The following is a 24,532-nucleotide window of genomic DNA, read 5'->3' on the forward strand; positions in this document are numbered from 1 at the left end:
ATGTCCACCAACTTGCCCGCCCGCACTGCGTCCGTAACGCGCACCACCAACGAAACCGACATCTCCGTTTCGGTCAACCTCGATCCCGAACAGGTCGAATACGAACACGACACCGGCATCGGCTTTCTGGATCACATGCTCGACCTGTTTGCGCGCCACGGCGGGTTTTCGACAGACGTATACTGCGAGGGCGACCTGTACGTCGACGACCACCACACCACCGAAGACATCGCCATTACACTCGGACAGGCGTTCCGCGAGGCGCTCGGCGACAAAGCGCACATCGCCCGCTACGGACACGCCTACGTGCCGATGGATGAAACCCTGGCGCGCAGCGTCGTCGATCTGTCGGGGCGCTTTTACTGTCACGTGGAGGCCGACTTCAAGCGTTCTATGGTAGGCGACCTCGCCACCGAAATGGTGCCACACTTCTGGTACTCGTTTGCCGAGCATCTGCGCTGCAACTGGCACGTTACCGTGCTGTACGGATCCAACGCGCATCACAAGATCGAAGCCATCTTCAAATCCGGGGCCCGTGCCCTTCGTGCCGCTGTTCGCCGCGATGCCGCACAGGACAAAGTGCTCTCCACCAAAGGCAGGATTTAGAACCTGTTTTGATTTCTTATTTTGGGCTGCGAGCGGCTCCACTGGGCTGGGGCCGAAGGTCATGCCCCTGGTGCAACGAGCCCCCGATTTCGGCCCGTAGCCCCGGCTACGAACCTCGATCGTGGTGCTCGTTTCGCTCCACCGGCGCTCGCTCTCGCCTGCAAACCAAAACCCAAACAGGTCCTTAGCGCGCAGGCTGCCCCCTCTTTCTCCGAAACGACCACACGCCCCCATGTTCAACGACCACACCCTTGCCATTCTCGGCGCCGGAAGCATCGGCCAGGCGCTTCTGGGCGGACTCATCGGCGATCTCTTGCCGCCGGAGCGCATCATTGCCACGCGCCGCTCCGAGGCCGGGCAAGCCGCCCTCCGCGACGCCTACCCCGACATTCAGGTAACTGACGACAACGCCGCAGCGGTCGCAGACGCCACCATCGTGCTCATCGCCTGCAAGCCGTACCAGCGCACGGCCCTGTTCGACGCGATTCGCCCCGTGCTGAACAACGACGCCCTGGTGATTTCGGTACTGGCCGGGATTCACAGCGACACGCTCGCCCGCGAACTCGACAGCACGAATCCCATTGTACGGGCCATGCCGAATACGCCTGCACTTGTGGATGCCGGGGCCACCGCCCTGGCCGCGGGGACCACAGCAACCCAGACGCATCTCGACCTGGCCACAGCCATGTTCGAAGCCGTAGGTACCGCCGAGGTGGTGAGCGAGAAGCAGATGGACGCAGTAACCGGCCTGTCCGGCAGCGGCCCCGCCTACGTGTTCATGTTCATCGAAGCCCTCACCGATGCGGGCGTGCGCCAGGGGCTGCCCCGCGACGTGGCGGCCCGGCTCTCTACGCAGACGGTCTTTGGCGCTGCCAAACTGACTCGCGACTCCGGCGAACACCCCGCCATCCTGCGCGACGGCGTCACCACCCCCGGCGGTACGGCCATTGCTGCGGTGTCGGAGCTGGAGGCCCACGGCCTGCGCACCATGATCATCAACGCGGTAGAAACCGCCACCCGCCGCTCCCGCGAGCTGAACGAATCCGACGAGTAGTACGCAAACAAAACACGGCGCGCCGCATCCCCCAATCTATTCTTACCTGCTCTCTCCCCTATGACGACCATCATCGACTACGGCATTGGCAACCTGCGCTCCATCGAGAAGGCCTTCGAGGCGGTCGGGGCCGATGTCGTACGCACCGACGACGCCGACACCATTCTCAGCGCCGACCGCGTGGTGCTGCCGGGCGTTGGCGCGTTTGGCGCGTGCATGACCGAAGTCGCCGCTCGCGAACTGACCCCAGTAGTGCGCGAGGTCGTGTCGCAGGGCACCCCGTTTTTGGGCGTCTGCGTGGGGATGCAGATGCTCTTCAGCGAGGGCCACGAGCGCGGCACGTACGAGGGCCTCGACATCATGCCCGGCACCGTTGTGCACTTCAACGATGCCAAGAACGCTACCGACGCTATGTCCACCCGCAAGGTGCCGCACATGGGCTGGAACACGCTCGATGTGCACCGCGACTCGCCGCTCTTGGATGATATCGCACCGGGCGATTACGTCTACTTCGTGCACTCCTACCACGCCCAGGCTGAGCACGAAGACGATGTATTGGCCTCTGCCTCATACGACCACGCCTTTCCCGCTATCGTACAGCGCGACAACGTCTTCGGCGTGCAGTTCCACCCCGAGAAGAGCCACGCGGTGGGTCTGCAACTGCTAAAAAACTTTGCCGCCCTTTCCTGATACAACCGGATCCATCCGGCTTCCCTCCCCCACAGTCTCCCGCATTATGGCTCTTGTCATTCCCGCTATCGATCTTCGAGGGGGGCGCTGCGTGCGCCTCCACCAAGGCTCGTACGACGAAGAAACGGTCTACTTCGATGACCCCGTGAAGATGGCGAAGCTGTGGCGGGTGCAGAATGCGCGGGTGCTGCACGTGGTGGACCTGGATGCCGCCCGTGGCGACGAGAGCCCAAACCGCGAGGCCATTCGTGGCATCACCGATGCACTCGACATCCCCGTGCAGATGGGTGGCGGCATCCGCTCGCTCGACGACATCGAGGCGGCGCTGGAGATGGGCGTGTATCGTGTCATCATCGGGACCGCTGCCGTGCGCAACCCACCCATGATTAGCGAGGCAGTGGAGCGCTTTGGTCCGCAGCGCATTGTCGTGGGCATCGACGCACGCGACGGCGAGGCGCGCGTGCAGGGCTGGACCGAGGGATCGGGGGTCGATGCGGTTGAACTGGCGCTGGATATGCAGGAGCGCGGGGTCTCGCGCATTGTGTACACCGACATCAGCCGCGACGGGACCATGGAGGGGCCCAACGTGCAGGCGTATCGCACCATGGGCGCCGCGCTTTCAACAACCAAGATCACCGCCTCAGGCGGCGTGGGCGCGCACAAAGACCTGCTGAGCATCCAGACGCTGGGCAACTACGGCATAGATTCGGTGATCGTGGGAAAGGCCCTCTACGAGAACGTCTTTCCGTGCCAGCAATTCTGGAGCTGGAACCAGAAAGACGAAATCGACCTCGACACCTTCTCCACCGCCCCGCTGCATGACCCTTCGGTGTTGCAGTGATGCATCTGCAGTCGTCTTCTCCATTCACGAAGAAGCACACAGCCCCATGCCACCGTCTGTCTCATACCGCGATCGCATACAAGTCCGCTCGGATGTACATTTCGGCAAGCCCTGCGTGGCCGGAACTCGCATTCCCATCACGGACGTGCTGGAGTTAGTTCAGGAAGGGGTTCCGTTTGATCAGATCACTACAGAATACTATCCTGATTTGGTTGAGGATGATGTGAGGGCATGCGTCTGGTATGCTACGGAGATGATCAAGACAGAGGAAACCCACATTGTGGCCCCGTAGCCCATGCAATTTCTTGCCGACCAGGATGTATACGCAACAACGGTTGACTGGCTTCGCAGTCATGGCCACAACGTTGAAACAGCGCGATCGCTTGGCATGCAAGAGGCCACGGATCTTCAACTTCTCAGGCGTGCAAGCCAACTGAACCGTATCATGGTTACTCGCGACAAAGATTTTGGGGCGTTGGTTTTTCTACTTGGAGTCGGTAGCACCGGAGTCATTCTGCTTCGTATGTCGCCTTCGACTATTGACTCGGTACACGCCACACTGGACGCACTCATCACGTCGCGTAGCTCGTCCGACTTTCAGCATACATTCTGCGTTGTCGAGCCCGACCGTTATCGAATTCGCACGATTCCAGCCGGATAACCAACCTCCACCCGTCCATCCCTCCACCCGTCCATCCCCCCAAACAACATGCCGTTAGCCAAACGCATCATCCCGTGCCTCGACGTTGACGAAGGACGTGTTGTGAAAGGCGTCAACTTCGTAGATCTGGTCGATGCCGGCGACCCCGTTGAGCAGGCCCGCTTCTACAACGAAGCCGGAGCCGACGAACTCGTGTTTCTGGATATCACGGCCACCCACGAAGACCGCGCCATTATGCACGACGTGGTGCGCCGCACCGCTGATGAGGTGTTCATTCCCCTCACCGTAGGGGGCGGAATTCGCACGGTAAGCGACATGCGCGCCATGCTGCACGCCGGCGCCGACAAGATCGCGATCAACTCCGCTGCGGTCAAAACCCCCGAGGTCATCACCGAAGGGGCCGAAGCCTTTGGCTCGCAGTGCATCGTCGTTGCGATTGATGCCCGGCGGCGCGAGGACGGCGACGGCTGGGAGGTATTCGTGCATGGCGGACGCAAGCCCACGGGGCTCGACGCGCTCGAATGGGCCGAAGAAGCCGAAGACCGCGGCGCCGGCGAACTACTCGTCACCTCCATGGACCGCGACGGCACCAAGTCCGGCTACGACAACGAACTGCTGCGGGCCATCAGCAAGCGCGTGCGGATTCCCGTCATTGCCTCAGGCGGAGCGGGGTCGCTGGAGCACCTGCGCGACGGCCTCCGCGATGGCAACGCTGATGCCGTGCTGGCTGCCTCTATCTTTCACTTCCGCGAGTACAGCGTGGAAGAAGCCAAATCGTTCTTACTGGATGCCGACCTCCCCATTCGCCCCATTCGCACCGTTCCCACTTCTACGCCATGAACCCCGCTCGTTTGCTCCGTCTTGGCGCGTTCACGTTTGTCCTCATTGGGGGCGGCATCACCGCCTGGCTTGTTGACAAAGCCATCCGCTACCCCGATATTCGGGCGGCGCAGTTCGGATTCGAAGCCCCCTACTGGCCCGCGCTGATCGCGTTCGTGGTGCTGTGCACCGGCATCGGGGCGTATATGCAGCTTCGAGCAGCGCAGCGTGTTGAGGAGGGCGAAGACCTCTACGCCCAGCGCCACCGCCGGCATCCTTCTGAAAAGTACCCTGATGAGTACCCGGATCAGAAGGAATAAGCCCGGACCTTCATTGCTTTTGCACAGTATGGAATGTCGTATCTGTAGCATCGGGTTTGTAGCACCAGCACACCCTTTCCATGCCCATCGACACCCTGAAAGCATCGAAACGCCTGAGAGCACTCGGCTTCAGTGAGGAGCAAGCCGAGGGGCTTACCGATCTCTTGCGGGATGCGGAAGCCGCCGCTGCAACCAAAGACGACCTCGATGCCCTGGAGCGCCGCTTCGACGAGCGGTTCAACCGCCTCGAAGAGCGGCTCGATGCCCAGAAAGAGGATACCAATGCGCGCCTCAATGCCCAAAGAGAGCACATTGAAGCCCGGTTCGATGCCGAACGCACACGCACCGATGGACAGTTTTCCCAGGTAAATGCACGCTTCGATGCGCTGGAGCAGAGCGTTGACGAGCGGTTTGCTCAGGTAGATGCGCGCTTCGATATGCTGGAGCGGAGCATGGATGAACGCTTCGCCCAGGTAGATAAGCAGTTTGCTCAGATGGATCAGCGGTTTGATACCCTGGAACAGAGCATAGATGAACGCTTTGCCCAGGTGGATCAGCGGTTTGCCCAGGTGGATCAGCGCTTCGCTCAAGTGGACCAGCGGTTTGCCCAGGTAGACAAGCGCTTCGACGAAGCCGACGAGCGCGAGAAGAACCGGTTTCAGCAGCTGGAAGCCACCGTCAAGAACTACGTCACCTCTCGCGTCATGTGGGCGTTTGGACTCTTGGCTGTGTACATCACGCTGCTGCGGTATTTCGGTATATAGCGACGGAAACACCCCGATCTCACCACATACCATCTGCCATCTCCACCAAACCTGCATATCTTCATCACCTAAGGGGTGGACAGCGCCCTTTCTGACTTGTATCTTAGGCGATGCATGTGTCCTCAACACCTTCGAGGTTCTGCGTGCACGACTCTGTTCCCGTTTGTTTATCTCACAGCGCACCCTCTCTGATTATGGCTGATACCCCGACCACCGACATTCAAGACCTCCTTGGCAGCGAGGCTGAAGATCTCCTCACGCATGAGTGCATGATCGATAAGGAGCAGTTGCACCTGCCTGGTGGCGATTTTGTAGACCGCGTCTGGAAGGACTCCGACCGTAACCCGCGCGTGTTGCGCAACATGCAGGCGCTGTTCGACCATGGACGCCTCGGCGGCAGCGGCTACCTGTCGATCCTGCCAGTTGACCAGGGTATTGAGCACTCCGGCGGCGCGTCTTTCGCTCCCAACCCGATGTACTTCGATCCGGAGAACATCATCAAACTGGCTATGGAGGCCGGATGCAACGGCGTGGCCACCACGTACGGGGTGCTCGGCAGTATGGCCCGGAAGTATGCCCACAAGATTCCGTTCATCCTCAAGTTTAACCATAACGAACTGCTCTCGTATCCAAACACGTACGACCAGACGCTCTATGCCAGCGTTGATGCGGCGTTCGAGATGGGATGCACAGGCGTAGGCGCGACCATCTACTTCGGTTCGGATGAATCGCCCCGCCAGATTCAGGAAGTCTCGCGTGCCTTTGAGCGGGCCCACGAACTGGGTATGTTCACCATCCTGTGGTGCTATGTACGCAACTCCGGCTTCAAAATCGATGGCGATAACTACGAAGCCTCGGCCGACCTGACCGGCCAGGCCAACCACATTGGTGTCACCATCGAAGCCGACATCGTAAAACAGAAACAGCCGACGCTCAACGGCGGCTACAAGGCGCTGAACATGGGCGACTCCAGCTACGGCAAGCTCGACGAGCGCATCTACTCGAAACTCTCGGGTGAGCACCCCATCGACATGACGCGCTACCAGGTCATGAACAGCTACATGGGGCGCTGCGGACTCATCAACTCGGGCGGCGGCTCGGGCAAGAACGACAAAGCCCAGGTGGTACGCACCGCTGTCATCAACAAGCGCGCGGGCGGCATGGGCCTGATTACCGGTCGCAAAGCCTTCCAGCGCCCGATGGACGAAGGCGTTGAGGTCGTGCACGCCCTGCAAGATGTCTATCTCGACGATAGCGTTACCGTGGCGTAGCGCGCTTACGGTTCCCTTGTGCTGCAAATGCACTGCTGTACCCTGCGCCCCGTGTGGCCTCCATCCGTTTGGAGGATGCGCACGGGGCGTCGTGATATGCGTTTCTATTCCACCTCAAACCCTGCTGCTTCCCCATGGCGACTGATGTCCCAACGGCGCACTATCCTGACTGGGCCCGTGAACTCGGCGAAAAGTATCTCACAAAAACGATCTCCACGTTCCTGCTGCACGGCGACGTGCGCGACGTCATCCGCACCACCAATCCGGACACCGGCGCGCCTACGTACGTACCGCTGTCGCGCTTTCTAACAGACGACCTGTTCGCTGCGCGCGACCTCATTGTGCAGTACGATCGCTCTTCAGGGCTGCACTTTCCAGACAAGGATTCGCAGCGCGACTTCAACCGGGCGGTGTCCGGGTACGATAGCATTTTTGGGACCGACTACCAGCGTAAGCTCCCCAAAGAACCCACGCGCGTGTTTGCGCTGCTGGAGAACTACTTTCGCCTGCGCCTCTCTAAAGGCAAGCGCATGGCCTGCATTATCGACTACGCCGAAACGATCGTACCCATGGCCGAGGCTGCCATGTATTCGGCGGAAGACCGGCAGGCGCTCGTCTATCTGCAAAAATGGGCGCGCGACCCGCTGCTCCTGGATCACGACTTTACGCTCTGCCTCGTCACCGAAAACCTGACCGACCTGAACCAGCAGCTGGTGCAGAGCCCGCACACCGCTGAGATTCAGGTGCCCATTCCCGACGACACCGCACGCGCCGACTATGCCCGGTGGTACATTGGCGACCGCACCAATGCGTATGCCGAACACGCCGAGATGCCCCCCGACACCCTGGCCGACTCGACCTCGGGGCTCAACCTGACGCAGCTGCGCACCATCCTGGCTGATGTCCTCGAAAACAAGAATGCCCTCACCTTCGAGCGGCTCTCCGACCTCCGCAAAGACTTTATCGAGGCGGAGGCGTACGGCATGCTGGAGTTTGTGGATACAGACTTCTCGCTCGATGACGTAGCCGGCCACCGCGAAGCCAAGACGCACCTGCGCCAGGCCGCTCGCGCCCTCCGCGCCAATCGCCCCGATGTGATGCCCATGGGCTACCTGATTTGTGGACCGGTGGGATGCGGAAAGACGTTCCTCATCCGCTGCTTTGCTGGCGAGATCGGCATCCCCATGGTCAAGCTCAAGAACTTCCGCTCGCAGTGGCAGGGCGTAACGGAGGGCAACCTGGAGAAGATTTTGAACCTGCTGGAGGCAATGACACCTGTCGCGGTTATGATTGACGAGGCCGACGCGGCGCTCGGCAACCGCAACGCACAGGGGGACTCCGGCGTGTCGCAACGTGTCTTCAGCCAGATCGTCTCGTTCATGAGCAATCCGAAGCACCGGGGGCGCGTTCTCTTCTTCCTGATGACAGCTCGCCCCGACCTGATGCCCGTTGACCTAAAGCGGCAGGGCCGCGCCGAGGAGCACCTTGCCCTCTTCTACCCGCACACTCGCGAGGACCGCGAAGAACTGCTCCAGATTATGATGCAGCGCACGGGTGTGTCCCTTAGCATAGATGACGTGCCCGACCTCCTCCTCACCGGCGACCGCACGTTCAGCGGGGCCGATATGGAAGCCATCATGACCCGTGCGTCGTTTCGCGGCGCCGCCGAGGGCACTGAGGTGACGCCTGAGATTCTGGAAACGACCGTGCAGGACTTTATTCCTCCCACGTATCCCCAGGAAATCGAGCTTCAGACGTTGGCTGCGGTCTTAGAATGCACCAGCAAAGCGCTCTTGCCTGAACCATATCGGTCGATGGAGCGCGCTGAGGTTGTGCAACGGGTAGAGGCCTTAAAGCATCAGATATGACGTTGTGCTCCGGCCACACCGGATAGAACGGGAAAACCCGTCGACATACTGCACGGGTGCAAATACAACGTTACTCTCACTACCTCGTCATTCCTCATGGCGTATCGTCCTTCTCGTCATCAGCCCCCGCTGCCATATCGAACATAGAAACGCCCTCATCAGGATCTTTTTTCGATGTGGGCTCCGGCGGCTCCAGCGTTTGAAGCTTGTCATTGTTCTTAAGCAGATCCTGAATCTGCGTGCTCGTGCTCTCTGAAGACCGTGCCTTACGGGTCTGTTCGCCTGTTTCGCTTTCCTCTTCATTCATTAGGTGCTGCAAACGATCGCTGGCTTTACGAAGGCGATCGGCCGCCGAGTAGGTGTCGGGGCCGCCCTCTTTGGCGTTATCCGCTTCAGTGGACTGAGGGGCATTGGCGCTGGGAGGCGGTGCTCCCTGCGGACGCGAGGGGTCGGTGTTGTTTCGCGAAGCAGACGGTGTAGGTGCAGCATCTTGGGCATCTGCCTGCGTTGTACCCGCTGTGCGTTGCTCTGTAGCCTCACGATCGGACTGCGATTCGTCTCCCGACTCGGGAGGCGCGACCTCGGGATGCCGGTGTGTATCGATAAGATCGGCGATCACCTCATCCACCGAACGGCCGCTCTTCTTGGCTTGCGTAGCCAGCCACGACCAGAGCCGCCGCGGCAGGGTGATATCGCGCGTTTCCAGCGCGTTGAGAGAGTTTTGCGTGTCCGTTGAAGGCATATCAAACAGGGCCCAGACGTAAAAACCGTAGTGCGTTGAGGAAGTCCGCAGCATCAGAAACCTGCGGGCGTGCGTTTGCAGCGTAACATGCCCAGTTCGGCTACGCCGTCTCGGCAGCGTTGTTGGAGACATCGGGCGGTGCCGAGGCAGATTCGTCAACCGTTTGTACTGTGCCGTCGAGCGTAGCGTCGCCTGGATGGGTGGTAGATTTGGCAGTGGGGGGCATCTCCAGCGTTGGACGCAACGTGTCCGCTGTTTTGTCGAGCAGGGCAGCTGCTTTCCAGAGTAGTAGCGTCGTGCGGCGCGACACCAGACTGGCCTCTTTGCGCCACACGTCTTGGTTCGCTATACGTCCCGGATCAATGTTGTCGGGATCTTCGATGAACGTGCGGGCAGCCGTTTGTTCGATGACAGCCAGCGCATCTTGCACGCCTCGAAGGCGCTCGTGGGCCTCAGACGTAACGCGTACCAGAGCAGCCAGATGATCATTGAGCTCGCGATCGGTCATGCAGTTCGAATGCAATACAAGTGAGAGAAAAACAAAGTCGGTACAAGACGTGCCCTGCAGCAGCGGCACGTGATTGGCCTACAGTAAGAACCTGTTTGGGTTTGGGTTTGACGGCGAGAGCGAGGGACGCTGAGGCGAAAATTGGACCCCAATCGAGGTTCGTAGCCGGGGCTACGGGCCGAGATTAGGGGCAATTTGCACCAGGGGCATGACCTTCGGCCCCAGCCCAGCGAAGCCGCTCGGAGCTCAAAATAAGAAATCAAAACAGGTTCTAAAAGCCTGTGCAGCGTCAACTCGATGTGCTACGACGTGGCCTGGGCATTGTCCCACATAGAAGCAACGGTTTCGCTACGGTAGCTCTCGCCCGCCAGCGTAGCCCGGATAGCTCGGATGTATTCGTCGGGTTTCCCTTTCATGACATATCCTTTTGCCCCAGCCTGATGCGCGGCCTCGACATAGGCCTCCTCTGCGTGCCCCGACAGGATAAGGCATGCCAGCGACGGGTGCGCCTCGCGCAGCCGACCGACCAGGTCGATCCCACTCATGCCCGGAAGTGCCACGTCTATCAGAACCACATCGGGGGGCGCATCTCCCGAATCTACCAGATCCTGGATTGCCGCCTCGCCGCTGTCGGCCGTACCGACTACGTCGAAGGCGTCTTCGGCGGACAGATACGTGCGCATTGAGGAGCGCATAAGGTCCTGGTCTTCAACCAGATAAATTGTATGTGCCATGGTATTGCTATATTGGATATAGGAAGTAAAACAAAAAAACGAACGCCGCTACCTTGAGACGCTGGGGGATGCTGCATCTGGCGATTCCGGGTCGAGCGCATCAACAGGTACCTGGATGGCACAACACGTGCCTTCGCCAGGAGCCGCCGTTACGCGCAGCGTGCCGTCGATGGAGCGAAGCCGCTCACGGGCTTTCCACAGCCCACTTCCGTTCGTTCCGCGCTGCAGTGCTGTACTCGGGTCGAAGCCCGTCCCGTCGTCTACAACATCGAGATGAAAGGTCTGGTCTTCGGTGTATACGTGGACGTCTGCCGATTCCACATCGGCATATTTGCACGTGTTGAGGAGCAGCTCTCGCGCTACGCGAAACAGCACAGTACGCGCCTCTCCTGTGCACGAGACGCCGTTGGTTTTGTCATCGAGGTGCACGACAAACCCGTGTTGCTTCTTGAGATGCGAACGCAGCCACTGAAGCGCCTCAATGATGCCATCATTGTCGAGCACTGGTGGAGCCAGGTCGAGGGTAAGCTTGCGCGTGGCATCGATGGCCTCATCCATCAGGTCATCGACTTGGCTCGGCGAAACCGGAAGCGTCGACATGTCGACCTCGCTTGCCTCATGCATGCCGTCGATTAACATGCGCAGTTGCACCTGGATACCGTACAGGTACTGCAGCAAGTTGTCGTGCACAGCACTCGCAATTTGCGATCGCTCTCGCTGTTCGGCCATTGTAAGCGCTGCCGAGAGCTCGCGCAGCTTGGTGGTGCGCGCTTCGACCTGGGCCTCCGCCTGCGCCTCGGCCTGCATAAGTTCTTCCTGCGCGCGCTTCCGCTCGGTCACATCGAGCAAAATGCCGTCGAGCCAACGCACGGCACCATTCTCCTTGAAGGAGGGCCGCCCGTTGTCTTGTACCCACCGAATGGCACCACTATCGCTTTGGATGCGGTACTCCACGCGGTAATAGGTGTGGTCTTGAACAGCCGTGGCTACAGCACGACGGATACGGTCCAGGTCCTCCGGCACAACAACTTCTTTGAATGAACGTCCGGCGGGATCGAGGTCTTGCGGATCCAGCCCACAGATCTGTTTAAACCCTTCCCCCATGTAGATGGACGTCCAGGCGGTGTCGTATGTGCAGCGGTACACTGCACCCGGAAGCCGGTTCACCAGCTCGCGCAGGTCAGTTCCCTGCTGGTATGCAGGCGCTGACAGCGGCGCTGCTCCAGATCGGGCGGCTGAGGCTGCCGAAGGATCGGCATGCTCCTGGCCCGATGTAGACAGCGCCTCCTCATTCGAATTTGAATGATGTGATGAAGCACGTGTATCATTACGTTTCATAACGCCCTATGGCATAAGTCGATTGGCGTCGAAAGCAATACTGATGCGATTACTCTGATGGTACGATGGCGGCAGGAACGAACACGTAGAATGCTGTTCCCTCGCCTTCTTCGGAGCGCACTACAATATCACCGTCCATCGCCTCAATAAGTTCTTTAGCCACGGTAAGCCCAAGCCCACTTCCCGATCCACGGTCACCGCGCACATACGGTTCAAAAAGATCTTCGAGCAGTTCAGGGGGAATACCGGGGCCATTGTCAGATACGGTGATGCGTACCTGCCCTGTGCGCTGCAGTGCATCTTTCTCGCCTCCCTCATGAGTCTCTTTACGAGCGTGTCCGGGATACGCCTGGGGCGGCTCATGGCTGGGGGCCGCGTACACAGCGACTGTATCTTCTGCTTCGCTATAGCTGATCGCATTGGTCACCAGGTTGTCCACCACGCGACGCAGCGACTCAGCATGCACAACGGCACGCAGCGGTCTGGGAGGCACGTTGCTATACAATGTAACGTGCTCGCGCTCGGCATACAACTCAATGGCCGACACTGCAGCACCCAGCACGGAGCGCACGTCGCACGCCTCTGTTTGCATGGGCGGGCTGTCGTTCTGCAGCTTGGCCAGATCCATCAGCGAGGTCGCCATGCTCTGCAGTTGCTCGGTGGCCGACTGAATGTTCTCGACATACTCGGACGCTGCACCGCCTGCCTCATTTCTGAGCAGTTCAGACTGCATGTTGATGACGCTGAGCGGCGTCTGCAGGTCGTGTGCGACCCCGGCTACAAAGCGCGATTTGGAGGCATTGGCATCTTCAGCCGCTTGCTTCGCCTCTTGTAGCGCCTGCTCATACTGCTTACGCTCCGTAACGTCGCTAAAGTAGACCGACAGGCCTTCGCGGAACGGGTAGGCGTGTACCCGAAACCAGCTATCGAGGGGCGGGAAATAGGCCTCAAACTGGACGCTTCGGTTCTGGTCGCGCACCGTCTTATAGCGCTCGTAAAACGCCAGATCGACCGCACCGGGGAAGGCCTCCCAGATGTTCGTGCCAATCAGTTCGTCGCGGTCGCGCTGCAGCCACTTCTCTGCTTTTCCATTTACGTATGTAAAGGTCCAGTTGTCATCGACGGCAAAGAACGCATCCGTAATGCTCTCCAGAATGTCTTCGTGATACCGGTATCCGGCCCGGAGTTCAAGTTCGTCCACAGCAATCGCAGCAAGATCCGCTAACTGCCGGATGCGACCTGGATCGGGCGCACGCGGCTCCGTATCCATCACGCAGATCGACCCAATGCGATAGCCGTCTGATGTAGTCAGTGGCACCCCGGCATAGAAGCACACCCCCTCTCCGCTTTCCGTAATCGGCATCTCGCCTGTAACGACGGGATTATCAGCAAACCGCTCATCGTTCCGTGCATCTTCGATAACCATGGGCCCCTCTTCTTGCACGTTGTGCACGCAAAACGAGAGATCGAAGCCCACCTCGGGCGGACACTCCTCACTCACGCACGACTTCGTCCACTGCCGATCGCGGCCAATAAAGTTGATATATGCAACGGGCGCATCAAACAGGTCGGCGGCCAGCCGCGTGAGGCGGTCGAAAGCCTCTTCGGGCGGCGAGTACACGCTCTGATAGCGCTTCAGCGCAGCCAACCGGGCTTCGTCAGCAACGTCGAAGTGGGAAGACGGCGCCTCTTCAAGATCAAGCCGAACAATTGAAGAGGCTGCTTCAGGGGATTCAGAGGAAGAAGCAGTCATAAACATGGAAAGACAGCGAGCGTGGCATACCGAGAATATCTTGTTCTCGTGTACCTTGCCGTAACTACGCTTGTTTATAACTTTCTTGTTTTTGCCGTGTGCGTTTACATGCAGCCTCACCATATTGTTACCTGTAGATTGTGCGCTGTCATGAACGCGCCTGATATTGCCACGAACACATCCTATGTTATGAAGCAGTCTAATACGACGCTCACACACGCCCCACCCTCATGCTTCGCTCTTCAATCGCTCGTCTGGCGGCCCGGTGCCCCGCAATGGGCCCTACAGCACGCGCTGCCCTGCTGACCGCTGTGCTTTTCTTCGTCCCCTTCCTCACTGCTCATGCCCAGTCCAACGATGAACGCCCTGCTGTTACACGCACGTTGGCCTTTGAGAACGCAACGGTGATAAGCGCCCCGGGCACGCAGCAATCGGGCGTTACGGTTGTGGTGCGCAACGGCGTTATTCGTGCGGTAGATACGGAGGCGGAAATCCCCTACGATGCACGCGTCATCGACGCCGATTCGATGTACATCTACGCCGGCTTCATTGATGGCCTCTCGCAGGCGGGTATCGAGATGCCGGATGCCGACGACAGCAACGAATCCACCGATGCTCCCTCGCTGGCGCGCTCTGGCGTGCAACCTGAACGCCATGCCCCCGCCTTCTTCGACCCCGCCGCCAGCCGCGTCGAGCAGCTTCGTGCTCAGGGCTTCACCACCGCCCATGTGGTCCCCGACGGACGCATGCTGCCCGGCCAGGGCGCGCTCATGGCGCTGCACGGCCCCGATTCCGATGCGGCAACCATCCAAGATGGCATCAGTCAGTTTGCACAGTTTCGCGGAGCCCGAGGCTCGTGGCCCGACGTGGTGGCCCCCAGCACGACTATGGGCGTCATCGCTATGATGCGCCAGGTGATGCGCGAGGCCGACCGCCGCCAGCAGCTTGAAGAGGCATACGCCAACAATCCACAAGGCCAGCCGCGCCCCCCACGCGATGCCGCCCACACCGCCCTCATGCCTGCGGTGTCGGGCGAACAGCCGGTGCTCTTTGCGGCCTCGTCTGCCGTCGATATTCGCCGCGCGCTTGCGCTGCAGCAGGAACTGGACTTTCCGCTCATGCTGGCCAACCTGAAAGCAGGCTTCGAAACCGTCGAGGCCCTCCAATCGGCCAGCGTGCCGCTTTTCCTCTCGCTCGATCTACCCGAGCGCACCGAACTACCCTCCGACACTACCGATGCCGAGCGCCCCGCTCCCGACCCCGTTTTTCAGGTGGGCCCGGGCCTGGAGCTCGACCGCGAGCGCACCAATCTGCGGCTCCGCCTGCGGGATGAGCAGGAGCGCTACATCGCGCAAGCTACCACCCTGCACGAGGCCGGGCTCGACTTCGGTCTCACCACGCATGACGTCTCACCCGGCGATATCCACGACCGCCTGCGCATGCTGCGTGACAGCGGCGTACCCGAGGAAACGCTGCTCGCTGCCCTCACCACCGTACCCGCTCAGGCATTCGGCGTCGACCGCCGGCTTGGTCAGGTCGCCCCCGGATTCATCGGCAACCTCGTTGTTACGGATGCGCCGCTCTTCGATGAGGATACGAGCATCCGCCACGTGGTAGTGGATGGCCACCTGTATACGCAAGACTCCGCCAGCGAAGGAGAGGTTACGGGAGATGCCGAAGCGGTTGTCGGCGCATGGACGATGACGCTCGAAACCCCACAGGGCGAAGTCGACATTGACGTGACCTTCAGCGGCGATGCGAGTGGACTCAGCGGTACGGTCGTGGGCCCCGACGGCTCTGAAGAGCAGATCGAGTCGATCTCGTTCGACGGCGAAACGCTCTCGTTTGTCGTGCCTGGCAGCCAGATGGGCGATGCCCGCGTCTCCGGCACCGTAGAAGGCAATCGGTTCGACGGATCGCTCTCTGCTGGGGGCATGAGCCTCGACATCACCGGCCAGCGCACCCCTCCCGAGCGCTAAGCTGCAACGCGACCTTCTCCTTTCGTTTTTTGTACTCCCGCCCCGAATCCCCCTATGCGAACTGTTTTCCTCTTTCTCCTAAGCTTTGGCCTGGTGTGGACGAGCACCGCCCAACCGGGTCCTGACCGCCTGCGTGCCGACGCGCCCAACAGCGTGCTCATTCAAAACGCCACGGTGCATACGGTAACCAACGGCACGCTCGACACCGCCGACGTGCTCGTGCAAGACGGCGTCATTGCATCGGTCGGCACCGACCTCTCGGCCCCGAGTGGCGTCGACACCTACGACGCCACCGGCATGCACCTGATGCCCGGCATCATCGATGCGCACTCGCACATTGCGATCTCGGACGTAAACGAGGCCACGCGCCCGGTTACCGCCCAGGTGGGCGTGGGCGACGTGCTCGATCCATACGACGTGCGCATCTACCGTGCGCTGGCCGGAGGCGTAACGACCTCGCATGTGATGCACGGCTCCGCCAACGTCATTGGCGGACGCAACGAAACCATTAAGCACCGCTACGGAATGACGCATCCCAACGCCTTGCGTATGGAGGATGCCCCGCGCACCATCAAGTTTGCGCTGGGCGAAAACCCCACCCGCGTACATGGCGAAAGCAGCGATGTGGTACCGCGTACCCGCATGGGCGTAGAGTCGGTAATTCGCGAGGCGCTTACCGAAGCGCAACGCTATCAGGCGCTCCAGGACGCCTACGATGCGGGCGATCGCAGCGCACCGCCGCCTCACAGCGAACGCCTGGAGATGCTTGCCGACATCCTGAGCGGCGACCTGATCGTGCACGCCCACTCCTACCGCGCCGACGAAATCCTGATGCTTATGAACGTGCTTGGCGATTTCGGTGTCGACGAGATTACGTTTCAGCACGTCAACGAAGGGTTTAAGGTGGCCCCCGAACTGGCCGAGTTTGGCGCTGGGGCGTCCATCTTCTCGGACTGGTGGGCCTACAAGTTCGAGGTCTACTACTCCACCGCCTACAACGCAGCCGTGCTCACGCGCAACGGCGTGAACACCTCCATCAACTCCGACTCGCCCGACCTGAACCGCCACCTGTACCACCAGGCCGCCAAGGCGCAGCGCTATGGCGAACTGAGCGATGAGGAGACACTGGCACTCATCACCATCAACGCCGCCGAACAGCTGGGCATCGACGATCGCGTGGGCTCGATCGAGGAAGGCAAAGACGCCGACCTCGCGCTCTTCAGTGACCACCCGCTGTCGATCTACGCCGTGCCGCAGCGCACCTACGTAGATGGCACCGTGCGCTTCGACCGCAACGACGACCCCGACGACATGCGCCTACAGGTGGATCCAGAGTCAGTCGTCGAGGAAACGGTCGTCTGGCACGACACCGGCACCCGCCACGGCGCCTGCATGCAACAGACCGGCATGCATTTGCACGCCAACGAAACCGGGGTGCGCCTGCACAACTAATCCGCTCCCGCTGCCTTCGCGCTTTTCCATTCGCTTTTGCCCCACCCTCTCATGCTTCGACTCTGCACGCTCGTGCTGGGCGCTTTGCTGTGCCTCCCCACGCTTGGCCACGCTCAAAACGTGCCCGCCCAGCGTACTGACATTGCCATCACTAACGCGCGCCTCGTCACCGTATCCGACGGCATCGTCGAAAACGGCACGCTTGTTATTCGGGCGGATACCATTGCCGCGCTCGGCGCCGACGTGGACATCCCCAGCGGCGTGAATGCGCGCTACGATGCCGAGGGCCACGCGGTGTATCCGGGCTTCATTGACAGCGGCACGCGCCTCGGACTTGTGGAAGTGAGCTCGCTTTCTGAAACTCAGGACTACAGCGAGATTGGCTCCCTCACACCGCACATGGACGCTCTTACTGCCGTGAATCCGAACTCGATTTCCATTCCCGTTACCCGTGTGGATGGCGTCACCACCGTCATTACGGAGCCCAGCGGCGGGCAGTGGCCCGGACAGGCGGCGCTCATCGACCTGCTGGGCTACACCCCCGAGCAGATGCACGTAGATGGCGTGCGCTACATGGTGCTGAACTTTCCCTCTACCGGACGCCGTGGCACGAGCGACACGCGTTCGGAAGACGAGATCGAAGAGGAAGCCCAAGAGGCGCTCGACGAACTGAATACGCTCTGGGAGGATGCTACGCTCTATGCTGATATCCAGGCCAACCGCAACGACGACGACACTGGGCATCTGCCCGAATATGCCCCGGCCTACGATGCCCTCGTGCCCGTTGTAACCGGCGAGCAGCCCATCATGCTCAAGGTCGACAAGGCCGCCGACATTTTGGATGCGCTGGAATGGGCCGAAGAGCGTGAGATTCTGGACCAGATTGTGCTGAGCGGCGTCTCTGAGGGCTGGCGCGTGGCGGATGCCATTGCCGATGCTGAGGTGCCCGTGCTTACCGGACCCGTCATCGCGCTGCCCACCCGCGCCTCCGACCGCTACGACACTGCTTACGCCAATGCGGGTCGTCTGCACGACGCAGGCGTGACAGTGGCCCTGCGCAGCGGCGAGTCCAGCAACGTACGCAACCTGCCCTTCCATGCCGGATTTGCTGCGGCGTACGGCATGGGCACGGAGGCTGCCCTCGAAGCCATCACGCTGACGCCCGCCCGCATCTTCGGCGTGGACGACCGCCTCGGCTCGCTCGAAGTAGGCAAGCAGGCTACGCTCTTTGTAGCTGATGGCGATCCGTTTGAGCCCGCAACGCAGATCACACGGCTGTTCATTAACGGATACAACGTGCCGCTGGAATCCCGCCACACCGAGCTCTACGAGGAGTTCTTGAACCGCTCTCCGGGACTGGAGAAGTAACATACTTCGGGGCTCACTCCTGAGCTTCATCCATCACATAACAACGGGCCCTGGCGGTTTGCCCAGGGCCCGTTTTGCGTTTGTGAGACCGTTTGTGGATGCACAGCGGCGCACATTCGGCACCATATCTACCGGACGACTGTTACGCGCTGCGTTTCGGTCTGTCCCTCCGTCTGCATCCGCAGGAAGTACGTGCCACTGGCCAGACCACGCACATCGAGCTGAGCTTCGGGGCGGCCCTCCGCCTGGCTGTTGACCACCGTCTGCACGCGCCGCCCGAGCATGTCGTAGAGCTCGATGCGCACGTCTTGCTGCTCAGGAACCGCATACCGGATGGTAGTCTGCCCACGCACGGGATTCGGGTACGTGGGGAGCAGTTCAGCCTGTGTTACCTGCCGCGTTACCGTTACTGGTTCGCTGAATGACTCGGTGCCATCGGCATCAATCTGGCGCAGGCGGTAGCTGAGGCTGTCCGCCGCGTAGGGCAGATCCGCGTCCTCAAACCGGTAGGATTGCGGAGTGTCCGTGGTGCCTGCGCCATCGAGGCGCGCGATGGTGTGCCACGATTCCCCTGTAGAGACGTCCCACTGGGGCGTCTCTACAGGGGGCGTCTCTGCGCTGGATGCGGCACTGCGCTGCACCTCAAAGCCGGCGTTGTTGGTCTCGGACAGCGTTTCCCATCGTAGTGTGACTGCTTCGTGGCCCGAGCGCTTTGCCTCGAATCCGGCCAGTTCGACGGGAAGCGGGTTGCTTCCGCCGCCCACAGCAAACAGCGAGAAGCTATCCAGACCGTCTGCTGCGATTCGGTTGCGTACGGGGTCATAGACCAGCGTCACGCCTGCAGCGCCCTGAAGGTCGGTCCACGTACTGCCCCCATCGTCAGACTTAAAAATCGAGAGGTCAGTAAAGCTGTTGATGCCCGGTACCCCGGTCAGATCGAAGGTTACGCTGTAGGTCACTGTACCGCCGCTCATGGTGGAGTTGATCTCCCACGTTGCGGGGGCGAGGTTGCTGGGCAGGGTTGGGCCAGACGGCGCGCTCCCGCTCTTCGTAGCGCTGAGGCCCCCACTACTGTTCGTATTTTCGCGGAAGAGCACCGTTGCATCGGTGCTGCCGAGCTGGAAGAACCCGGTCTGTCCAGCTGTTGCGGGGGTGCTGCCGGTTGACTCATACTGGCGACGCTCGTAGGCGCCAAGGTCAACCGTGGCTGCAAAGGCGCGATCGCCGCCGGTGAAGTCCGTTGTGATATCGCGCGTGCCATCGCCGTTGGTATCGAGCGCGTCGGCGCTTCCCCGGTCAAGGGTCGGGGAATTCGAGGTGAGGCGCAGACCATCATCGTTGGTGGCGAAGGTACCGTCGGGCCCCGCAGGGGTACTCGCATTCGCAAAGAGCGGGTCGCCCGCAAGGTTGTTTTCGTTGACTGCCGGCGTCCCGTTTACGTCGTTGCTGACGCCATCGGTAAACAGCGAATGCCGGATAGCAGGCTCGGCCCCGGTTCCGCGGTTAAAGATCGAATCGCCCACATTCGGGGCTACGTTGTCGAAAAAGATCGTATTTGTGATCGTGGGCTGAGCCGTTCCGGTGCTGCTGGACAGGATATCGTTGACCATCGCCCCGCCGTCGAATCCGGCTGTATTGCCCGTAAACGTGACGTTGGTCACGACCGGACTGCTGGTGCCGCCGTTCCCGGCCAGGTTATAGACTGCGCCCCCGTTGGAATCGGCATTGTTGTTGGCAATCACTAGATTCGTGAGGGTTGGGCTGCTTATCCCCCCGTTGCGTGCATCGTTAAAGATGGCACCCGCATCGCGCTGGGCGGTGTTGTCAACAAATACGCTGTTCGTGATTTCGGGACTGCTGACGGCGCTTCCGTCGCTGGTGTTGTTGAAAATTGCGGCGCCGTTGCCGTCAACACCTGCGTCTTCGATCGCGGTGTTGCCCTCAAACAGCACATTGTTGATGGTTGGGCTGCTCGTTCCGCCGAATCCGCCGTCGTTGTAGATGGCGCCGCCGCTGTTGGCGGTGTTGGATGCGAAGGTACTCCCCGTGATAGACGGACTGCTCATCCCGCCGCTCCCATCACTGTAGAGTCCGCCGCCCAGTTTGCCTGCGGTGTTATTTTCGAAGGTAACGTTGGTCATGACGGGGCTGCTGTCGCCGTTCTGTCCAAACGCGTAGAGTCCGCCGCCCAGTTCAGCGGCCCGGTTGTCCGCGAACGTCACGTTCGTAAGGGTCGGACTGCACGCCCCCCCACTATTGCCACGCCCCTCGCAGAGCAGGCCGCCGCCGCGGTTCTCTAATCCACCGCCGTTGGCGTTGCCGGCTCTGATCGTCAGCCCGTCGAGCACGGTACTTGTGGTGATCGGCGTAAAGAAGCCGTTCAGGAAAACGACGTGATAGCTGTTGTCGGAAGCATCGCCCGCGGTGCCGATATCGCCCGAGAGGATGGTCGGGTTTGCTGCCGGATCTCGGTCAGCGAACGTGTCGCCGCTCTGGAATCCGCCATAGATGGTAAGCCCATCTTTTGTGCCATCAAATTCGAAGTACGCATTGCGATCGCCCAGGGTAACGCCTGTGCCCTGATCGGGATAGTACGTGCCCTCGGCTATCCAGATTTCATCGGTGCTACTGGCGGCTCCCAGCGCATCCTGCAGGTTAGGGTATGCGTCGGCCCACGAGGTGCCGTTGTCGGCACCGGTCGCGTTTGCATCTACATAAATTTGGGCGTGGGCAGTATGTGAGGTTCCGACAAGCGTGAGCGCAGCAAAAAGCAAGGCCCAGCCGATCAGATGCAAAGGAGGAAAGCGTCTGTTGAGTTGCAACATGAGTAGCGTTAAGGTCTGGTTTGCGTAGCAGCAACGAATGCACGTTACCAAACATATCTATCGGCTTCCCCAAATGCTTGCATTCATGTCCCAAATCTTTTATTGCATGTTGTATTGCAGGTCAATCAGCGCGTCCTTGCATCTCAAGCGCGTTTTGCCGTGCTCCTACGGGATATTGCACGACGGGAATGCCCCCAATAAAAAAGCGCCTGCCGTGCGGGATGCACAGCAGGCGCGTTGACATTGGTGTGTGGCCAAGACCACACATCGGCGTTGCGATGCCGGTTTACGATTCCGGAATGACCTGGATGTCGAGTGTGGCATCCACATCCGTATGCACCTTCACATTGGCTTTGTACGCACCGATCACGCGGATGTCTTCGTGCAGTTCGATGTCGCGGCGATCAATTTCAAAGCCACGGTTGGCAAGCTCCACTGCAATCTGCTGCGTGGTAATGGTACCGAAGATGCGGTTGTCTTCGCCCACTTTCGCGGTAAAGACCACCTGCATTTCTTCGAGCTCTTGCGCCACGCGCTCGGCCTCTTCTTTCTTGGCGGCCACCTTGCGCGCCTGCTGGCGTTGCTCTTCTTGGAGCTGATTGATTGCGCCTTCCGTAGCAATGCGGGCCATGCCCTGCGGAATCAGGTAGTTGCGTCCGTATCCGTTGGCCACTTCGTGGACTTCGCCTTTCGAGCCCAGGTGGTCAACGTCTTGAAGTAGAATAACGTCCATAACGTGCTAAAATGAGTAGTAGTCAACAAGCAGAATCCAGGGCGTGCGCTATCGCACGTTGTCGGAGACGTACGGCAGCAGCGACAGGTGACGGGCACGCTTGATCGCGCGCGTAATCTGGCGTTGCACCCGGGCAGGCACGTCGCCTACGCGGCGCGGCAGAATCTTGCCCTGGTTGTTGGTAAACTGCTCCAAGAACTCCGTGTCCTTGTAGTCAACGTACTCAACGTGTTCGAAATCTTGGTCGTTACGAGCCATAACAGCGAATCAGAGAATCAGGATACAAAAAACGAGACAGCCGGATGCCGCATACCTGCGCATCCGTGACCTACTTACGCATCTTCAGAAGCTTCAGCCGCCTCCTCGACCGCCGAGGTGCTCTGCTGGCGCTCATAGTGGCGGATCATCTTCGCGTCCATGCGGAGCGTAAGGTAGCGCAGGATCTGGTCGTTGAGCTGCAGCTGGCGTTCGAGCTGCGGCACGACCTTGCCTTCGGCCTTGAAGTAGAGGTTCACGTAGTAGCCGCTGCGCTTCTTGTCGATCTCGTACGCAAGGCGCTGGTTGCCCCACTCATCAACATACTCAAGCGTGCCGTGCTCGCGAACGAATTTGTTTACGGAGTTGACGATGTCGTCAACCTGATTCTGCTGAGCCACCCCACTAATGATGTAGGTGAGCTCGTACATGTTTTCGGAAGCCATAAGAGAAAATTATCCCTGTGGAATGAAACGAGTGTTCACGCCCCGGTGCGCAGCCCTACACGCTGCGAACGCAGATGCAGAACCCGTCGGAGCAGGGATCACAGGCGCCACCTCGACCAAAATACTGATCTGCGGCGCATTGTGACAGCGTATACATACCGTGCCCCGTGCGGAATGTGGCTCTCACGCGTTGAAATAGTCGCGAATTGAGTGCGTGAGGCTCTATTTCGGACTGCCTGCCCTACAGCCGCGCCAGCCGCTCGGCGTTCTCCTGGGCTTTCAGCGAATTGAGCACCGGGTCCAGATCGCCCTCAATGATGTCTTGCAGCGCATAGTTCTTGTTGTCGCCCTCCATGCGGTGGTCCGTCACGCGGTCTTGCGGGAAATTGTAGGTGCGGATCTTGGCCGAGCGGTCGCCCGAGCCAATCTGGGAGCGCCGCTCCTCGGCCCGCTCCTCGCGCTGCTTCTCCAGCTTCATATCGTAGAGCCGCGAGCGCAGCACCCGCATCGCCTTGTCGCGGTTCTTGTGCTGACTCTTCTCGTCCTGGCAGGTCACGACCAGCTTCGTGGGCAGGTGCGTAATGCGGATGGCTGAATCCGTCGTGTTCACCGACTGCCCACCGGGCCCGCTGGCGCGGTACGTATCCACCTTGATGTCATTGGGCTTGATGTCGATGTCGACCTCCTCGGCCTCCGGCAGCACCGCCACCGACGCCGCCGAGGTGTGGATGCGTCCGCTCGACTCGGTTTCGGGCACGCGCTGCACGCGATGCACACCGCTTTCGTACTTCATGGTACCGAACACTTCGGGCCCGCTCATGCTCATCGTGATCTCTTTGAACCCGCCGTGCGAGCCGTGCGAGGCATCGATGACTTCATGACCCCAGTCTTTTTTCTCCGCGTACTTGACGTACATGCGGTACAGATCGCCCGCAAAGATGGCCGCCTCGTCACCGCCGGTACCCGCCCGAATCTCGATGATGGCGTTTTTGCGGTCTTCCGGATCCTTGGGGATGAGCTTATCCTTCAGGTCGTCCTCAACTTTCGGCAGCCGCTCGTTGAGCGATTCGAGTTCGTTCTGCGCCAGATCGGCCATCTCGCCCGACTCGCTGGCAACCATCTCCTTCAGGTCCTTACGCTCGCTGAGCAAGTTCTCGTACGTGTTGATCGCCTCGATCACCTCGCGCAGCTGGCCATGCTCCTGGCCCAGCTCCGACATCTTCTGCGCGTCGGTCGCGATCTCGGGATCGGCCATCATCTGCTCGATCTCGTCGAATCGATTCTTAATCTTGTCCAGCTTCTCCAGTTCGATCATGTGGGACAGGGACTTGTGACGGGAAACAGGGACGAAACGCGACAGGCGCACTGTGAAGCGCCGTATGCGAAGCGTGGTAACAGGCAAGATGCCTCAACGAAAAGCCCCGCCGCGGGTTCAGACCCCCAGCGAGGCTCACAGGATGTGCATCAAGCGCAGAGGACACTGCGGCGTGTTATTCCACCGTCAC

Annotated in this window: 24 protein-coding genes; 14 read left to right on the plus strand and 10 right to left on the minus strand. The window is 60.3% G+C overall.

Going from position 1 to position 24,532, the window contains the following annotated elements; genetic code table 11:
- From hisB to CRI93_RS02505, 11 genes are all read left to right on the plus strand, one after another.
- Window positions 1-606 carry an imidazoleglycerol-phosphate dehydratase HisB gene (gene hisB / locus CRI93_RS02455; RefSeq protein WP_098061008.1) on the plus strand — a complete coding sequence of 202 codons (606 nt, stop codon included), beginning with the start codon at window positions 1-3 and terminating at the stop codon, window positions 604-606.
- Between the two features lie 232 nt (window positions 607-838).
- A complete protein-coding gene (gene proC / locus CRI93_RS02460) occupies window positions 839-1,660 on the plus strand; it encodes a pyrroline-5-carboxylate reductase (RefSeq protein WP_098061009.1) in 822 nt (273 codons plus the stop codon).
- A gap of 60 nt (window positions 1,661-1,720) precedes the next feature.
- Entirely contained in the window at window positions 1,721-2,350 is a 630-nt protein-coding gene (gene hisH / locus CRI93_RS02465) for an imidazole glycerol phosphate synthase subunit HisH (RefSeq protein WP_098061010.1), read from the plus strand.
- A gap of 46 nt (window positions 2,351-2,396) precedes the next feature.
- On the plus strand, window positions 2,397-3,191 hold the full coding sequence (gene hisA, locus CRI93_RS02470) for a 1-(5-phosphoribosyl)-5-[(5-phosphoribosylamino)methylideneamino]imidazole-4-carboxamide isomerase (RefSeq protein WP_098061011.1): 795 nt from the start codon (window positions 2,397-2,399) through the stop codon (window positions 3,189-3,191).
- 46 nt (window positions 3,192-3,237) lie between these two features.
- Complete coding sequence (locus CRI93_RS15575) at window positions 3,238-3,483, plus strand: DUF433 domain-containing protein (protein WP_098061012.1); 246 nt, start codon at window positions 3,238-3,240, stop codon at window positions 3,481-3,483.
- Window positions 3,484-3,486: 3 nt separating this feature from the next.
- Window positions 3,487-3,852, plus strand: coding sequence for a DUF5615 family PIN-like protein (locus tag CRI93_RS15280; protein ID WP_176521634.1), 366 nt, complete (start codon window positions 3,487-3,489; stop codon window positions 3,850-3,852).
- Window positions 3,853-3,900: 48 nt separating this feature from the next.
- The gene (hisF, locus tag CRI93_RS02485; RefSeq protein WP_098061014.1) at window positions 3,901-4,692 is read left to right on the plus strand and encodes an imidazole glycerol phosphate synthase subunit HisF; all 792 of its coding nucleotides are present in this window, start codon (window positions 3,901-3,903) and stop codon (window positions 4,690-4,692) included.
- Window positions 4,689-4,991: an ABC transporter permease gene (locus tag CRI93_RS02490; RefSeq protein WP_098061015.1), complete on the plus strand. Its 303-nt coding sequence runs from the start codon at window positions 4,689-4,691 to the stop codon at window positions 4,989-4,991. The genes hisF and CRI93_RS02490 overlap by 4 nt, the downstream gene beginning before the upstream one ends.
- 80 nt (window positions 4,992-5,071) lie before the next feature.
- Window positions 5,072-5,755, plus strand: a complete 684-nt coding sequence (locus CRI93_RS02495; protein ID WP_098061016.1) for a hypothetical protein — start codon at window positions 5,072-5,074, stop codon at window positions 5,753-5,755.
- 194 nt (window positions 5,756-5,949) lie between these two features.
- The gene (locus tag CRI93_RS02500) at window positions 5,950-7,026 is read left to right on the plus strand and encodes a class I fructose-bisphosphate aldolase (protein WP_098061017.1); all 1,077 of its coding nucleotides are present in this window, start codon (window positions 5,950-5,952) and stop codon (window positions 7,024-7,026) included.
- 134 nt (window positions 7,027-7,160) lie between these two features.
- A complete protein-coding gene (locus CRI93_RS02505) occupies window positions 7,161-8,894 on the plus strand; it encodes an ATP-binding protein (RefSeq protein WP_098061018.1) in 1,734 nt (577 codons plus the stop codon).
- A 94-nt stretch (window positions 8,895-8,988) separates the two neighbouring features.
- Here the strand turns inward: CRI93_RS02505 and CRI93_RS02510 are convergent, their stop codons facing one another.
- The 5 genes from CRI93_RS02510 to CRI93_RS02530 all read right to left on the minus strand — a co-directional run bounded on the left by CRI93_RS02510 (window position 8,989) and on the right by CRI93_RS02530 (window position 13,969).
- Window positions 8,989-9,636, minus strand: a complete 648-nt coding sequence (locus CRI93_RS02510) for a hypothetical protein (protein WP_098061019.1) — start codon at window positions 9,634-9,636, stop codon at window positions 8,989-8,991.
- Between the two features lie 100 nt (window positions 9,637-9,736).
- Window positions 9,737-10,144, minus strand: a complete 408-nt coding sequence (locus CRI93_RS02515; protein ID WP_098061020.1) for a hypothetical protein — start codon at window positions 10,142-10,144, stop codon at window positions 9,737-9,739.
- Between the two features lie 302 nt (window positions 10,145-10,446).
- Complete coding sequence (locus tag CRI93_RS02520) at window positions 10,447-10,878, minus strand: response regulator (RefSeq protein ID WP_098061021.1); 432 nt, start codon at window positions 10,876-10,878, stop codon at window positions 10,447-10,449.
- A 48-nt stretch (window positions 10,879-10,926) separates the two neighbouring features.
- Window positions 10,927-12,216, minus strand: coding sequence for a sensor histidine kinase (locus tag CRI93_RS02525; protein WP_098061022.1), 1,290 nt, complete (start codon window positions 12,214-12,216; stop codon window positions 10,927-10,929).
- Window positions 12,217-12,265: 49 nt separating this feature from the next.
- A complete protein-coding gene (locus CRI93_RS02530; RefSeq protein ID WP_176521635.1) occupies window positions 12,266-13,969 on the minus strand; it encodes a sensor histidine kinase in 1,704 nt (567 codons plus the stop codon).
- A gap of 230 nt (window positions 13,970-14,199) precedes the next feature.
- Between CRI93_RS02530 and CRI93_RS02535 the strand changes: the two genes are divergently transcribed.
- The 3 genes from CRI93_RS02535 to CRI93_RS02545 are packed head-to-tail and all read left to right on the plus strand — an operon-like array spanning window position 14,200 to window position 18,768.
- Window positions 14,200-15,948: an amidohydrolase family protein gene (locus CRI93_RS02535; RefSeq protein WP_141491526.1), complete on the plus strand. Its 1,749-nt coding sequence runs from the start codon at window positions 14,200-14,202 to the stop codon at window positions 15,946-15,948.
- A 54-nt stretch (window positions 15,949-16,002) separates the two neighbouring features.
- Complete coding sequence (locus CRI93_RS02540; RefSeq protein WP_098061025.1) at window positions 16,003-17,400, plus strand: amidohydrolase family protein; 1,398 nt, start codon at window positions 16,003-16,005, stop codon at window positions 17,398-17,400.
- A 51-nt stretch (window positions 17,401-17,451) separates the two neighbouring features.
- Window positions 17,452-18,768, plus strand: coding sequence for an amidohydrolase family protein (locus CRI93_RS02545; protein ID WP_098061026.1), 1,317 nt, complete (start codon window positions 17,452-17,454; stop codon window positions 18,766-18,768).
- A 128-nt stretch (window positions 18,769-18,896) separates the two neighbouring features.
- Here the strand turns inward: CRI93_RS02545 and CRI93_RS02550 are convergent, their stop codons facing one another.
- From CRI93_RS02550 to prfA, 5 genes are all read right to left on the minus strand, one after another.
- A complete protein-coding gene (locus tag CRI93_RS02550) occupies window positions 18,897-21,563 on the minus strand; it encodes a T9SS type A sorting domain-containing protein (RefSeq protein WP_176521636.1) in 2,667 nt (888 codons plus the stop codon).
- A gap of 316 nt (window positions 21,564-21,879) precedes the next feature.
- Window positions 21,880-22,326 (minus strand): 50S ribosomal protein L9, encoded by a 447-nt coding sequence (gene rplI / locus CRI93_RS02555; RefSeq protein ID WP_098061028.1) that lies wholly within the window; start codon window positions 22,324-22,326, stop codon window positions 21,880-21,882.
- A gap of 48 nt (window positions 22,327-22,374) precedes the next feature.
- On the minus strand, window positions 22,375-22,584 hold the full coding sequence (rpsR, locus tag CRI93_RS02560) for a 30S ribosomal protein S18 (protein WP_098061029.1): 210 nt from the start codon (window positions 22,582-22,584) through the stop codon (window positions 22,375-22,377).
- Between the two features lie 74 nt (window positions 22,585-22,658).
- Window positions 22,659-23,027: a 30S ribosomal protein S6 gene (rpsF, locus tag CRI93_RS02565; RefSeq protein WP_098061030.1), complete on the minus strand. Its 369-nt coding sequence runs from the start codon at window positions 23,025-23,027 to the stop codon at window positions 22,659-22,661.
- Between the two features lie 241 nt (window positions 23,028-23,268).
- On the minus strand, window positions 23,269-24,342 hold the full coding sequence (gene prfA / locus CRI93_RS02570; protein WP_098061031.1) for a peptide chain release factor 1: 1,074 nt from the start codon (window positions 24,340-24,342) through the stop codon (window positions 23,269-23,271).
- Between the last annotated feature and the right edge of the window lie 190 nt (window positions 24,343-24,532).

The sequence above is a fragment of the Longimonas halophila genome (assembly GCF_002554705.1).
Taxonomy (GTDB): Bacteria; Bacteroidota; Rhodothermia; order Rhodothermales; family Salinibacteraceae; genus Longimonas; species Longimonas halophila.

What these genes read in the sequence shown, in the direction of transcription:
- hisB (WP_098061008.1), top strand. Translation starts at nt 1, where the DNA reads ATGTCCACCAACTTGCCCGCCCGCACTGCGTCCGTAACGCGCACCACC.
- proC (WP_098061009.1), top strand. Translation starts at nt 839, where the DNA reads ATGTTCAACGACCACACCCTTGCCATTCTCGGCGCCGGAAGCATCGGC.
- hisH (WP_098061010.1), top strand. Translation starts at nt 1,721, where the DNA reads ATGACGACCATCATCGACTACGGCATTGGCAACCTGCGCTCCATCGAG.
- hisA (WP_098061011.1), top strand. Translation starts at nt 2,397, where the DNA reads ATGGCTCTTGTCATTCCCGCTATCGATCTTCGAGGGGGGCGCTGCGTG.
- CRI93_RS15575 (WP_098061012.1), top strand. Translation starts at nt 3,238, where the DNA reads ATGCCACCGTCTGTCTCATACCGCGATCGCATACAAGTCCGCTCGGAT.
- CRI93_RS15280 (WP_176521634.1), top strand. Translation starts at nt 3,487, where the DNA reads ATGCAATTTCTTGCCGACCAGGATGTATACGCAACAACGGTTGACTGG.
- hisF (WP_098061014.1), top strand. Translation starts at nt 3,901, where the DNA reads ATGCCGTTAGCCAAACGCATCATCCCGTGCCTCGACGTTGACGAAGGA.
- CRI93_RS02490 (WP_098061015.1), top strand. Translation starts at nt 4,689, where the DNA reads ATGAACCCCGCTCGTTTGCTCCGTCTTGGCGCGTTCACGTTTGTCCTC.
- CRI93_RS02495 (WP_098061016.1), top strand. Translation starts at nt 5,072, where the DNA reads ATGCCCATCGACACCCTGAAAGCATCGAAACGCCTGAGAGCACTCGGC.
- CRI93_RS02500 (WP_098061017.1), top strand. Translation starts at nt 5,950, where the DNA reads ATGGCTGATACCCCGACCACCGACATTCAAGACCTCCTTGGCAGCGAG.
- CRI93_RS02505 (WP_098061018.1), top strand. Translation starts at nt 7,161, where the DNA reads ATGGCGACTGATGTCCCAACGGCGCACTATCCTGACTGGGCCCGTGAA.
- CRI93_RS02510 (WP_098061019.1), bottom strand. Translation starts at nt 9,636, where the DNA reads ATGCCTTCAACGGACACGCAAAACTCTCTCAACGCGCTGGAAACGCGC.
- CRI93_RS02515 (WP_098061020.1), bottom strand. Translation starts at nt 10,144, where the DNA reads ATGACCGATCGCGAGCTCAATGATCATCTGGCTGCTCTGGTACGCGTT.
- CRI93_RS02520 (WP_098061021.1), bottom strand. Translation starts at nt 10,878, where the DNA reads ATGGCACATACAATTTATCTGGTTGAAGACCAGGACCTTATGCGCTCC.
- CRI93_RS02525 (WP_098061022.1), bottom strand. Translation starts at nt 12,216, where the DNA reads ATGAAACGTAATGATACACGTGCTTCATCACATCATTCAAATTCGAAT.
- CRI93_RS02530 (WP_176521635.1), bottom strand. Translation starts at nt 13,969, where the DNA reads ATGACTGCTTCTTCCTCTGAATCCCCTGAAGCAGCCTCTTCAATTGTT.
- CRI93_RS02535 (WP_141491526.1), top strand. Translation starts at nt 14,200, where the DNA reads ATGCTTCGCTCTTCAATCGCTCGTCTGGCGGCCCGGTGCCCCGCAATG.
- CRI93_RS02540 (WP_098061025.1), top strand. Translation starts at nt 16,003, where the DNA reads ATGCGAACTGTTTTCCTCTTTCTCCTAAGCTTTGGCCTGGTGTGGACG.
- CRI93_RS02545 (WP_098061026.1), top strand. Translation starts at nt 17,452, where the DNA reads ATGCTTCGACTCTGCACGCTCGTGCTGGGCGCTTTGCTGTGCCTCCCC.
- rplI (WP_098061028.1), bottom strand. Translation starts at nt 22,326, where the DNA reads ATGGACGTTATTCTACTTCAAGACGTTGACCACCTGGGCTCGAAAGGC.
- rpsR (WP_098061029.1), bottom strand. Translation starts at nt 22,584, where the DNA reads ATGGCTCGTAACGACCAAGATTTCGAACACGTTGAGTACGTTGACTAC.
- rpsF (WP_098061030.1), bottom strand. Translation starts at nt 23,027, where the DNA reads ATGGCTTCCGAAAACATGTACGAGCTCACCTACATCATTAGTGGGGTG.
- prfA (WP_098061031.1), bottom strand. Translation starts at nt 24,342, where the DNA reads ATGATCGAACTGGAGAAGCTGGACAAGATTAAGAATCGATTCGACGAG.